Origin of the sequence: Flavobacterium hydatis, assembly GCF_000737695.1 — a bacterium.
Classification (GTDB): Bacteria; Bacteroidota; Bacteroidia; order Flavobacteriales; family Flavobacteriaceae; genus Flavobacterium; species Flavobacterium hydatis.
This window is the reverse complement of the sequence record NZ_JPRM01000012.1, coordinates 59,097-72,527: the sequence shown is the minus strand read 5'-3', so window position 1 is coordinate 72,527 and position 13,431 is coordinate 59,097. Positions and strand designations below refer to the sequence as shown.

At 31.1% G+C, this 13,431-nt stretch carries 7 protein-coding genes; all 7 read left to right on the top strand.

What is annotated here, in order from left to right; genetic code table 11:
- Positions 1 to 56: 56 nt before the first annotated feature.
- The 7 genes from IW20_RS09105 to IW20_RS09080 all read left to right on the top strand — a co-directional run bounded on the left by IW20_RS09105 (position 57) and on the right by IW20_RS09080 (position 13,365).
- Positions 57 to 236, top strand: coding sequence for a hypothetical protein (locus IW20_RS09105; protein ID WP_035621134.1), 180 nt, complete (start codon positions 57 to 59; stop codon positions 234 to 236).
- A gap of 55 nt (positions 237 to 291) precedes the next feature.
- Positions 292 to 1,644, top strand: a complete 1,353-nt coding sequence (locus IW20_RS09100; RefSeq protein ID WP_035621132.1) for a radical SAM/SPASM domain-containing protein — start codon at positions 292 to 294, stop codon at positions 1,642 to 1,644.
- A 3-nt stretch (positions 1,645 to 1,647) separates the two neighbouring features.
- On the top strand, positions 1,648 to 2,640 hold the full coding sequence (locus tag IW20_RS09095) for a hypothetical protein (protein ID WP_035621130.1): 993 nt from the start codon (positions 1,648 to 1,650) through the stop codon (positions 2,638 to 2,640).
- The gene (locus tag IW20_RS09090; protein ID WP_035621128.1) at positions 2,637 to 4,832 is read left to right on the top strand and encodes a peptidase domain-containing ABC transporter; all 2,196 of its coding nucleotides are present in this window, start codon (positions 2,637 to 2,639) and stop codon (positions 4,830 to 4,832) included. Before IW20_RS09095 ends, IW20_RS09090 begins: the two co-directional genes overlap by 4 nt.
- Positions 4,833 to 5,207: 375 nt before the next feature.
- Positions 5,208 to 6,821: a tetratricopeptide repeat protein gene (locus IW20_RS09085; protein ID WP_035621126.1), complete on the top strand. Its 1,614-nt coding sequence runs from the start codon at positions 5,208 to 5,210 to the stop codon at positions 6,819 to 6,821.
- 178 nt (positions 6,822 to 6,999) lie between these two features.
- Positions 7,000 to 7,137 carry a hypothetical protein gene (locus IW20_RS26215; RefSeq protein WP_165571419.1) on the top strand — a complete coding sequence of 46 codons (138 nt, stop codon included), beginning with the start codon at positions 7,000 to 7,002 and terminating at the stop codon, positions 7,135 to 7,137.
- Positions 7,138 to 7,233: 96 nt separating this feature from the next.
- A complete protein-coding gene (locus tag IW20_RS09080) occupies positions 7,234 to 13,365 on the top strand; it encodes a M4 family metallopeptidase (protein ID WP_165571418.1) in 6,132 nt (2,043 codons plus the stop codon).
- Positions 13,366 to 13,431 lie beyond the last annotated feature (66 nt).

Genomic DNA, 13,431 nt, shown 5'->3' with positions numbered 1-13,431 from the left:
ACCATTTAAGGGAATCGTTCTCTTGAATTATTTAACAATTGAAAAACATTAATAAGATGAAAAATTCAAATTTAAAAAATAAGCTTTCAGGCTTAACTACGACTAAATCTTTCGAAATCATTGAATTGAACGATTCTTTAAGAAAAATTATTGGTGGTGCTGTTCCAGCAAACAATGGATCAGGATGCAACGGATCAGGATGTAATCCAAAAGTAGAAATACTAGTCCGCAAATAATTTCTTAATTAGGGGATAGGCACTGCTTATCCCCTAAAATTAAATTCAACTTATCATGAAATATAAATTATCCTATTATACTATCATTACGGATCCAATTCCTAATACAAATGTTTGTGTTGTTTTCGGAACAAAAACTGCAAAAGCTTATAATCTTGACCAAAAAATTATTGCCCTTTTAAAAGAAGAGGACTTTGATCAGATTCCTTTAGATATAATTAATAATTTAATTATCGCTGAGATCATAGTTCCTAAAGATTTAAATGAGTTAAGCGAATTTTGTGAAAAAGCTAAATTAGACGCTACGGCAGAAGATGGTTATTTGCATGTTACTGTAATGAGTTCTGGAAATTGCCAGTTAGGCTGTTCTTATTGTGGCCAAGTTCACTCTAAGAAAAAAATGGAAGACGATACTGTCGAGTTGATAGAAAAAAGATTAACCCATTTATTTAGTAGCAAACCTTTTTCTGAATTCCGCATAAGCTGGTTTGGAGGAGAACCATTAATGGCATTAAATAAAATGAGACTGGTAAATACTTTTGCTAAAAAGATTTCAAAAAGTAATGATGCTATTTATAGATCTCATATTGTTACTAATGGACTATCTCTTAAAAGCAACATATATGAAGAATTAGCCCATGAATTTAATTGTACATCCATAGAAATTACTTTAGATGGTATAAAAGAGTTTCATGATACCAGAAGAGATACAAAAGCTAAAGAAGCTACGTTTGACCTTATCTTCAACAACATTTTATCCATTACAAATTTAAAAGACTATCCTATTAATGGATGTTATATAAAAATACGATGCAACGTAGACGATACTAATAAAGAAGGTGTGATTCCTTTAATAGAACTATTAGCAGAAAACAATCTACAAGACAAAGTTATTTTCTATACAGCTCCTGTATATAGCTGGGGTAACGATGCACATTTAACAAATACGAAAGAAGAATATGCGATTAATGAAATCGATTATTTGCTAAAACTTCATGAAGTAGGATTTGAAATTAATTCAATTCCACAAACAAAAGATGTAGTATGCTCTGCAGTTACGCCAAATTATGAATTAATAGATCCAAACGGAAAAATCTTCAATTGCACCGAAATTCCTCTCGTACCGATGTATGGAGACGAATACCTAATAGGAGATTTAAAAGACAGTTTTAGCGAAGTTAAAGAATATGCCGAAAGACCTTATACAAAATGGTATGATGAAATTCAGGATAAAGAAAACGGCTATTGGTGTACATCTTGCAAAATTTTGCCTTTATGTGGAGGACGATGCCCTAAATCATGGAAAGATGGAGTTCCGCCATGTCCAAGTATGAAATTAAACATCGAAGACAGACTAATGCTCGCAAACTATTTAATTCAGGAAGATAACCTTACCGAAACAGCATAAACAATGAGAAAAGATGACATTTCCTTATCATTATCAGAAATTGTAAATTCTGATTTTGTAAATGACAATCAATCAGGAGCCATAAGTTTTGATGATTTGTTTACTTCTTTTGTTTTTAATCAATTTGAGCTAACAGAAAGAATGGATATCCAATTAATATGGAGTTATTATTCTAAAGCATTAAATGAATGCAAACAAAACAGGTTAACAAAAGCAGACTATTTTTATACAAAAGGTAAAGATGCTTTAGATAATTCTGATTTAAATCAAAGAGCTAGACTTTATTTAAATGTATACATATATCCTAATCTGGCATTTAGAGTATACAAAGAAAATAACTATGAAAAAGCTTTAGAATTATTGCTTTTGGCAATTCAGAATATCGAAATTATTGAAAAAGAATATCCAGATATTTATGCTGCCAAAATTCAGCAAATTCATAACGTAATCAGGTTATTTTTAAAAGCAGATAAAATCAAGAATTATATCGATTTAAACATTGCTATAATAGAACATATCCTTCTAGAAGTAGAACCAATAAAGAATCAGTATAACTTAAAAAATTCGATATTAAATCAGACTAAACTTCAATATAAAGAAGAAATGTTAATGCAGATTTTTACTGAATTTTTGCTTACTCAAATGATTACTGAATCGCAATCATTTGACTTTGAATTTTTCTGTAAGTCATTAAATGAAAAAAAACATAATACCGAAAATAAATATCTAAACGATTGGCTGGCTTTAGTATGCCTAATTAATGAGAATTCACAAGACATTGCCTTGCTACTAAAAGATGTTTTAAAGAAAGACTACAAATATGCCTTTTTTAAAATATATGTTTTAAATGCACTTCAAAATAAAAGTTTCTTGTACTTACAATCTGAAGATTCCATACAAAACGCAAAAATATTGATGGATACTTTTACAAATCAAATTCATGATAAAAATATTCTAGAAAAAATTCAAAAAGCATCCAAAATAAATATCAAATGATTTTTATCCCCCAACAAGATCAAATGGACTGTGGCCCCGCTTGTTTATGTATGGTTGCAAGTGCTTATAAAAAAAAATATTCTTTACGATACCTAAGAGAACATTCCTTTATTACACGTGAAGGAATTTCTTTATTAGGAGTTAAAGAGGCTGCAAGTAAAATAGGTTTTGAAACGCTTACGGCCAAACTAACTATCGAAAAGCTTAATGAAATGCCTTTGCCATGTATTCTTCATTGGAATAAAAATCACTTTGTAGTTCTAAATAAAATAAAAACGAACTTTTTTACAAATAAGAAGACTTATAAAATTGCTGATCCAGGTCATGGTTTTGTCGCGTTAAACGAAGAAAAGTTTAAAAAATCTTGGCTATCTGATGGTGATAACGGAATTGGAGTGTTTCTAGAACCTACAGAGACTTTCTATAAATTAACTCCTCCTAAAGAAGAAAAATTAAATATTAAATATATTTATAACTACTTAAACTCATATAAAAAACAATTAAGCTTTCTTTTTGTTATGTTACTTTTAGGGAGTGGTTTAACCTTAGTTTTTCCGTTTCTAACCCAAAATCTTATTGATAATGGGGTAAGCAAAAAAAACTTAAACCTGATAAGTCTTATACTTTTAGCACAACTCGGCTTATTTTTTGGATCCATAACCATCGAAATAATTCGCAATTGGTTAATGCTTTTTATAGGAACAAAAATAAGTATTCGCATTATATCCGATTTTTTAAAAAAATTATTACAATTGCCTATTAAGTTCTTTGATACTAAAATGACTGGTGATTTTAATCAACGAATACAGGATAATGAGCGTATCGAAAACTTTTTAACCTCACAAAGTCTAGTCACCTTTTTTTCGATGATAACATTTTCGGTGTTCTTTGGAGTTCTTTGGTATTATGATTTTACCATTTTGGTCGTTTATCTTATTCTGACAGTAGTATCTATCAGTTGGTCATTCTATTGGCTTAAAAAACGGAAAATACTAGACTATTTCCATTTCCAGCAACGAAGTCAAAACCAGGAATCTATTCTGGAAATCATCAACGGAGTAACTGAAATGAAATTAAATCAGTTTGAAGATTTTAAGCGTAATGAATGGGAAGAGATTCAGAAAAAGCTATTTAAAATTAATACCAGAATATTAAAATTAGATCAAATTCAGCTATCAGGTTTTGAATTTCTAAATCAATTCAAAAACATTTTAGTCACTTTTTTAGCAGCATCTTTTGTCGTAAAAGGACAAATGACATTGGGGCAGCTGTTGAGTGTATCTTATATCGTAGGACAAATGAATAGTCCGATAAATCAGCTTGTTGGTTTTTTCCGCTCTTTTCAAGATGCTCGATTAAGTTTAGAGCGACTAAATGAGGTACAAAATCATCCCACAGAAGAAGGAGAAAATAATAATTTTCTAAAAATAAGCGATATTAATGACTGCTATCCTTTAGGAATTAAAGGCATAAATCTTAGTTTTCAATATGAAGGCCCTAGATCTCCTCATGTATTAAAAAATATTGATTTTAGTATTCCCGAAGGAAAAATCACTGCTATTGTTGGTGCCAGCGGAAGCGGAAAAACTACTTTATTAAAGTTATTACTAAAGTTTTACGAACCGACACAAGGCAAATTATTGTTTAATACTAAAAATATTATCGAAATTTCTTCTAGAAGCTTACGCGAAAATTGTGGCGTAGTTATGCAAGACGGGTTTATTTTCTCGGATACTATCGAAAGAAATATTGCTACCGGAGATGAAAATATTGATAAACAAAAATTAAAGAAAGCAGTTAAAATTGCCAACATTGAAAGTTTTATCGAAACATTACCTCTTGGATATAATACAAAAATTGGAGCATCAGGAAATGGGCTCTCGGGTGGACAGAAACAACGTATTTTAATTGCACGGGCAATTTATAAAAATCCACATTATATTTTCTTTGATGAAGCGACATCTGCCCTTGATGCAGAAAATGAAAAAATTATACATGATAATCTTCAAGAATTTTTTAAAGGAAAAACAGTTGTCATTATTGCACATCGCTTGAGCACGGTAAAAAATGCTGATAATATCATAGTACTTAAAAATGGTGAAATTGTAGAACAAGGAAATCATTCTGAATTAGTTTATAACAAAGCCGACTATTTTAAATTAGTTAAAAATCAATTGGAATTAGGAAATTAGAAGTTTTAGTAATCTATTAAAATATAACTAAAACTATCCCTGTTTAATTTTTAATTCAAAGACTTTTGAATGCTTACTTTTCATAAATATATAATGAGAAATCCTGTAAAATATCTTTACAGGATTTTTTTTGAGCCTGAATAATTTCAATCAAGCTATTTATTACTTCCAGTGCTTAATTCTGTCTTCGAATAAATTATGTATAACACATTAAGGGATTCAAAACCAACTACCTTTTTAGGACAAATCGAGAAATAGTCCTTAAAAATTAGTAATAATTTTAAAAGTGACATAAAATGACAAATATCATTTTATGTCATACTAATCTTATTTTTTTATTTAAATTTGAAATTCACCCTCAATCATTTATATATTATGATGGCACGAATATTTTTAACCTTTTTTCTTTTTCTTTCATTAAGTATTCACTCTCAGTCATCGACACAAGAACTGATTGATAACTTAAATAGCATTAACGATAGTCAAAAAAAAGTAGAATTGTGCCGCAAAATAGCACTAAGCCTTCAAAATTCTGATTGGGATAGAGCCATAAAATATATTGAATTAGCTGAAGCTGAAGCAAAAAAAACAAAAAACTCAGAACTCACTTTGGCTTCTGTTTACATTACGGCAGGCAAAATGTATTCTTCAAAAGAAGTCTTAGATATTGCTTTACAATACTATCTAAAAGCGTATGATATTTACAAAAATAACAGTAATCATGAGGAAGTATCTAAAGTAGAAAACAATCTTGCCATTATTTATGCACAAGGAAAAAATAAAGATAAAGCATTAAAATATTTCTTAAACGTATATCGCTACCAAAAGACAAAGAATGATCCTATTAAGCTTGTAAAAATTTTAAACAACATAGGTACTACCTATTTAACTAAAAACATAGATTCCTCTTTATATTACTATCGCAAGGCTGATTTAATAAATAAAAACATAAAAGATGATGTCTTAAAGGTCTATGTTAGCACTAATTTGGCAAGGGCTTATGATTTAAAAAAAGATAAAATAAATGCTGACTATTATTTTGACAAAGCGTTTTCTTTATTAAAAAAACCAATTGATAATTTAATACAATCTTTTGTTTATGGATCTTTTTCAGAATATAAGTTAAAAGAAAAAAATTATGATACTGCAATCATAAATGCTAAAAAAGCATTAGAATTATGTAGCGAAAACGAATATACTTTCTCTGTTTTAAACCTAAACAAAATGCTTTATGAAATATATGTAAGCAAAGAAGACTATAAAAATGCTGTTCATTATTTCCAGAAATACAATACAATCAACGATAGTATACATGTAGAAGAAAAGGCCGTAAATCTGGAAAAAATAAAGCTGGAGCAAGATTACAAAGTACGCGCTCAAATAAAAACACTGATCGAACAAAAAAAGCTTTTTAAACACTCTATAATAGGATTGATATTAGTTGTTGCCATATTGGTTTTAATTATTTTATTGATAAAATTTCGAAATAAGAATATTAAAAATCAACTTGAAAAAGAGAAATTAAAAACTAAAATGCAAGCCCTGAAACAAAGCCTTGAAACTAAAAAAAAGGTTCTCATAGGAAAAGCAATGGCAGAAATACATCGTACAGACAGTATTAATGAAATCTTGAATGATCTTAAAAAGATAAAACTCAAGACTATTAACAAAGAAATGCAGCAAACTATTGATATAGTTTTAAAACGTCTGGAAAAGAATTTGAATACGGATACCTGGAAAGAATTTGAAATTAGCTTTGAACAAGTTCATAAATCATTTTTTGATAAATTAAAAATCGATTACCCGTCTCTTACTCCAAAAGATCGTCGATTGTGTGCGCTTTTATATTTGGATTTAACTACAAAAGAAATTTCTCAAATTACGGGACAATCTTTTAAATCTATCGAGAATGCCCGAACCAGACTCCGTAAAAAATTTGATTTAACAAATGAAAAAGTAAATCTTTCTACCTACTTAAATACTTTTTAATCTGATTTAATTCAACAATAAATTCAAAATTAACCAACTAAAAAACAAGCACTTAAAGATTTTTGAGTGTTTTTTTAGTGACTCTTTTATGCCTTAGAGTGTTTTTGTAATAGTCCTTTTTTTCAGAATTATACACCTCCGTTCTACATTTACTAAATCGATGTAAAAGAATTTCAGAATGAATCGGAAGAAAAAAATTAAACCTCCTAAAAGCATTGAAGAACTTTTAGAAGATACAAAAACAAAAAAAGAAACTCTCTTAAAGATTCTGGAAAAAATAACAAAAGAAATTCCTGAAAATCAAACTCCAAATTGATTTTTAGAATACTGCTTTTATAGTTTTGCCATGAACCATAAAGGTGCAATGATTATTAACCAAGTAAACTCTAGTATTAATTTTAAATTTAAAAGAATGAATCAAATTTACTTCAAAACCAGGTATTTGTTTATTTTGTTAAGTTTCTTTGTCTGTTCCGTAGGAATAGCTCAGTCACCTATTCAAAATATCAAAAATGATGGCGTGAAAACGGCCTTAGGTGCTCCTGAAGAAACAAAGGAACAAGTTTCTAAGAAAACTGGTAATCTAAATTCTAGTCAGGATAAAGACGCCAATAATCTCTTCATTCGAAAAGAAGAAGAAACTATAAGTGGCAAAGAACTTTCTGCAACAGAAAGTGAATCGGTGACAAAACAAGCACTGCAAAGTCAAAAACTGTTTGTACAAAAACTATCAAATACTACCGAGAAAACAAGCTCGCAAGATACGATTAATACAAAGGTCAAGACTTTTGCTAAATCTTCTAATTTAACTGTAAAAAATATATTTGAAGTTAAAAAAGGGGATTTTGATTTATCTACATCTGATAAAATGCAATTAAAATCTGTTTCTGATAATCACGGGAGAACCTTGGCTACTTATCAGCAATTGCATAACTCGATTCCTGTAGAAGGATCAATTTATAAGGTTAGAAAAAATAAAACCAAGATTGATGCCTTTGGTTCTACTGCTAAAAAGTTGCCTGCAACCAGCAATTATAAAATAAATGCTACTACTGCTTTAGAAAATGCACTTAAGACAATAAATGCAAAACAATATATCTGGGAAAGTAAAAAATTAGGTTCTTTAATTAATAAAAATATAAGCACAAAACCCCAAGGCGAATTGGTTTATGTTGGTCCTAACTTTTCTTCTAAACTAACGGAATATTACTTGGCATGGAAATTTGATATTTATGCAACAAATCCGCAATCTAGTCAAACCATCTATGTAGATGCAAACACAGGAAAAACAATCCTTACCATCAATCTTAGTCGAGATTCTAATGTTCCTGGTCAAAGTCTTGGTAAAGGTAAAGCTCGATATGCAGGAGAAGTTGTTTTTAACACCAAACAATATCCTGAAGGTTACAAACTAGAATCTACACAAGGAAAATACAAAGTACCTATGTATACTCTAAACATGAATCATGCAGATCACGCATCTGATGAGGTAATCACAGAGTTTATCGATGAAGATAACATTTGGAATGAACTCCATAATAAAGATCATGATGAAGTTGCGATAGACATTCATTGGGGTATGCAAAAAACAATCGACTATTATGCGGAAAAATTTAACCGAAATAGTGTCGATAATAAAGGAATGGAAATTATTGGTCTTGCACATTTAAGCACTAATCTCGAAAACGCTTCATGGACTGGTGGATGGGCACAATTTGGCGATGGTAACAACACACCTTATGTAGGTTTAGGAATTACGGCGCATGAACTAACGCATGCTGTAACACAATTTTCTGCTGGGTTAATTTACCAAGGAGAATCTGGAGCCATGAATGAATCTTTTAGTGACATCTTTGGTGTGTCTGTCGAATTTTTCGTTGGAAAAGACAAAAAAGAAGACATTTGGATGCTAGGTAATGAGTTGTATACTCACGGAAGTATGAGAAACATGTCTAATCCTAAAGCACAAAGTCAGCCAGACACTTATGGAGGAGTAAACTGGGTAAATCCATTAAACGTGGGTTACGATAATGGTGGTGTACACTTTAACAGCGGAATCACAAATTACTGGTTTTACCTTTTAAGTGAAGGTGGTCAAGGTGTAAATGATCTTAACAACAGCTATGATGTTAAAGCTATTGGTCTTGCCAAAGCAGAGAAAATAGCCTACATAACACTTACCGAATATTTATCTCCAGCTTCAAACTTTAGCGATATGCGTCAGGCAAGTTTAATGGTTGTAGAAGATTTATACGGATTAAGTTCTGAAGAATACAAACAAGTTACCAATACTTGGTATGCTATTGGGGTTGGAGCCTCTTACGCAGATAAGCAAATTGCAATTGTTTCAATTGAAAAGCCTTCAGTTGCTTGTGGTTCTTTAAAAGGAGATGAACCTTTTTATATTAAAATTAAAAACACTGGATCTACTGTAATTAAAGCAAATGAAAATTTAAATTACAAGTTAAGATTAATGACAGCAGGTTTTGGTGGTCGATTCAATACACAGTATACTAAAGATGGCACCATTAGTATTGCAAAAGATTTAGCATTAGGCGAAGAAGTTATTATAAAAATTCAAGATAACCTTCCTTACATAATAAGCGCAACTGCTCCAAACTATGTAGAAGTAAAATTTGATTTTAAACCTATTGAAGAATTTGGAGCAAAAGACGGAGTTTCGTTTGTAGCCAATTTATTGGTTCCGCCTGCTCAAAAAGATTTTGATCTTAAACTTGTTGGGTTAAATCTTCCTGCATATACCGGAGAAACTTTATCTGCAAATCATCCATTAGCACTTACTATTTTTAATTTAGGTTGTCAGGATATCCCTGTAGGATCTCAGTTAAAAATAGGATATCTAAATACACTTCCTGGAAATGAAACTGTTTGGAAAGATATTACTCTAACCACAGCTTTTAAAGGGAATTCAGAAATGACTATTCCTTTTGATGGTACTGTCGATTTATCTGCTAGCGGATCACATACCTATGAAGCATATGTAACATATAGTAAAGATCCTGTGACAACTAATAACAAAACTATAAATGCAGTTTATAGCGGTATAATAAGTCAATTTCCGTATTCTCAAAATTTTGAAGGAACTCCTGGAGGTTGGTTTTCTGAATCATTACTGGCTACTCAAAAATTTATATGGCAGCCTACTACTTATTCATTTAGAGACACCAATTCAAAATATTTATGGGCAACTATAACTCTAGGTACTACTGAACTAATGCAGCTAAATGCTGATTTTACGTTACAATCACCAATATTTGATTTTACTAATGTTACCGCTCCGTATGTTGAGTTTGACTTGATGTATTTATTTTATAAAGGATATCACGGCTTAATTGTTGAATACTCAGAAGACAATAAAAACTGGAAAAAAGTTACAGGAATCGATTATCCAGATAATGAACATTACAATGATTTAGTATCAGGGCCATGGTTTAGCGGAATTAACAATGATCTAAAAAAAGCCCCATACGGAATGCGTTTAGCTGAACTTGCTGGCAAAAAAGCTGCTATTCGTTTTCGTGTAGTTACAGATAATAATAGCAGTAGATATTTAGGAGCTTTTATAGACAATATTCGTGTAGGTAATGCACCTTATGATTTACAGGTTATAGCTGCAAAACTAGACGCTGGAGCTTGTACTATTAGCAATGACAACATAACACTAAAGGCACAAATCATTAATAATTTTGCAACCACAAGCGAGCTTGTAAATGTTACTACAAAAATCCTTGATAATGCAAAAAATGAAGTTTTTTCAAAAACCGAAAAAACAACATTAGTATTTACCAAATTTAGAGATACACTCACCTATTCTATTCCAAATATTAATTTAAAAAGTATTGGAGAGAATACTATTACTGTTTCAGTTTTCCCAGAAGATATGACTAAAGATGTTAAACCTGAAAATAATTCTTTAACAACTGGTTACGACAATTGGAACAATGAAGATCTAAAAGTATCTGTACTTCCTTATACAATGGATTTTGAAGATGCAACCAAATATAAAGGATGGAGAACTACTGAGAATGCAAATGCTACAGGCTGGAAACATGGAACAAGCAAGGATTTAGGTTCCCCAGGATGGTTCTTAACTGAGCATACTAATTTTATGGCGAGTAACGATGATAAATGTAATTGCGACTCATCAAACGATATGTTAATCTCACCAGTATTTGATTTGAGTAATTATAAAGGAGCACACTTATCATTTGATGGCTTTGGAGATAGATATGGTCTTTCAGACGGGTATGTAAAAGTAAGTACAGATGGAGGTACAACCTGGAAAACAGAATTTAAGATGCCACATCTAAGTAGTTGGTTCGAATATCAAGTAGATTTAAGTGCTTATGCAGGAAAATCTTGTGTTCTTGTAGCTTTTCAGCATGATGATAATGGATTATTTGCTAGTGGTTTTGCTGTAGATAATATTAAGCTTAAAGAAACAGCAGATTATTTGCAATTATCTCATTTAAGTATGCCTGAGACTGTTTATGAAGATGCGCCTTCGCACGAATTTTTTATCAGTGCAAAAAATGTATTTTATAATAAAGTTGATAAAGCTACAATCGAATATCAAATTTCCCAAAATGGTAAACCTGTAGGTGAACCAGTTCTAGTAGAAAGAAACAATCCGATATTACAATATCAAACCATTGTTTATACCGCAGATGGCATTCCGCAACTACCAGCAGGAAAATATGATATTACTGTAAAAATAATTTCAAACGGGCAGCCAAAAGCTCAGGCAGAAAGTCTTACAAAATCTTTTGAGGTTATTGCAAAGGCACCAAACTTAACTGTTGAGACTTTTTCTGATGTACCTGTGGGCACATTATTTGGATCAAAAGGTTTTGTTTCAGGACAAAGCGACAGAGATTTCCCATGGATAGCAACAGTTAAACCTGATAACACGTATTTAGGTATCCCAGTTAAAGATCATACCGGAGATACCCCTGCAACGATGCTTTATCATCCACTTGAAAATGGTTCTAACAATGGAGAATTAATCTTTCCGTTGTATAAGTTACCTGAAAATGCAACCGCTATGGAATTTTATTATGCAATAGAAAGCAATAGCACTAATAGTTTTATTGTAGATGCTAAAACCGTAGGAGGCGAATGGAATGAAGTTTGGAAAACTTCTCTACAAGGAAGTCATGTAGATAAAGAATGGCAAAAAGGAACAATTAATTTAAGCAAATATGCAGGAAAGTCTGTAATGCTAAGATTCAAACATTCTTTAGTACAAGGATATTCTTATATGGTAGTAGATGATTTAAAAATAATCAGCGATCCTGTGTCTGACGTATCATTACAAATGGTATCACCAAAAGATGTATGTGGCGGAACTGACGTTAAAGTTAAATTAACTAATGAAGGACAGATTGCAATTGCAGCAAATGCAATACAATTAGTTTTAGGATATCTTAATACAAATGAAACTATTACAGAATCTGTTGAAACCGCAATTCCTGCTGGAGAAAGCATTGAATATACTTTCAAAAAACAGCCTAAACTTGATTTGAGTGGTGACTCTCATGTGTTTAACATTCTTGCAAAATTAGAGAATAATGCAATTCAACAAAACAATGAAATAAAGAACTATGTATATCAAGAAGTAACGTCAGATTTCAAAATATTCGACAAACCAACGATTCATGGATATGCAGGCAAAAGCCTATACATTGATGCCTCAACTAATTTTAGTGCTAAAAAATTAGGAGTTACATCATACAAATGGAATACTGGTAATGTTACTAACGGTATCGAAATAAATAAAGCAGGAGATTATACAGTAACAGTAATCATGAAAAACGGTTGTACACTTACTGAAACAGTAACTGCAACATTTGATACTTTTGAATCTGAATTAGCAAGCGGTGCTATTTGTGGTCCTGAGGTTACTTTATCTCCAGGAGATTACAAATCGTACGAATGGTTTGATGGTTCAACAGAGCCTACTTATGTTACAACTGAAAATGGAGTTTACTATGTAACTGTATATAATGAAAATGGTATTGGTCAAACTTTTAGTACTACTATCTCAATTATTGAAAACAACATGGTATCTGAAATTCAGGTTGTAGGTGATAAAAAGTTAACAGCCTCTAAAGATGCTGCTTCTTACCAATGGTTCTTAAACGGAAGACCTATACCAAATGCAACCGAAAAATCGATAGTAACAATTTGGGAAGGAGATTACAGCCTTCAAGTAACCAATAATAATGGATGTAGTAGTATTTCTGCTCCATTTGATTCAAAAGGTATGCTAGTTGGGAAAATTACAAATGCTTTTAGAGTATTCCCTAACCCAGCAATAGATACTGTAAACATCTTCTTAGCAGATAAAGTTGAAGGAGAAGCACAAATCAATATTTATGCAATCGATGGTAAAGCTGTGTGGAGTAAAACATATCCAAGCATTCCATCAAACATAAATGTAAGTGCATTGGCTCCTGGAGTGTATGTTTTAGACTGCAATGTACAAGGCAAAAAATACACTACTAAGATTATTAAGAACTAACAAATTTACAGATAGAACTATGGTAACTCTCAAAATTGAGAGTTACCATTCTTAAAACAATAAATG

Excerpts from the sequence above, each read along its gene's own strand:
- IW20_RS09105 (WP_035621134.1), top strand. The coding sequence starts at position 57 with ATGAAAAATTCAAATTTAAAAAATAAGCTTTCAGGCTTAACTACGACT.
- IW20_RS09100 (WP_035621132.1), top strand. The coding sequence starts at position 292 with ATGAAATATAAATTATCCTATTATACTATCATTACGGATCCAATTCCT.
- IW20_RS09095 (WP_035621130.1), top strand. The coding sequence starts at position 1,648 with ATGAGAAAAGATGACATTTCCTTATCATTATCAGAAATTGTAAATTCT.
- IW20_RS09090 (WP_035621128.1), top strand. The coding sequence starts at position 2,637 with ATGATTTTTATCCCCCAACAAGATCAAATGGACTGTGGCCCCGCTTGT.
- IW20_RS09085 (WP_035621126.1), top strand. The coding sequence starts at position 5,208 with ATGATGGCACGAATATTTTTAACCTTTTTTCTTTTTCTTTCATTAAGT.
- IW20_RS26215 (WP_165571419.1), top strand. The coding sequence starts at position 7,000 with ATGAATCGGAAGAAAAAAATTAAACCTCCTAAAAGCATTGAAGAACTT.
- IW20_RS09080 (WP_165571418.1), top strand. The coding sequence starts at position 7,234 with ATGAATCAAATTTACTTCAAAACCAGGTATTTGTTTATTTTGTTAAGT.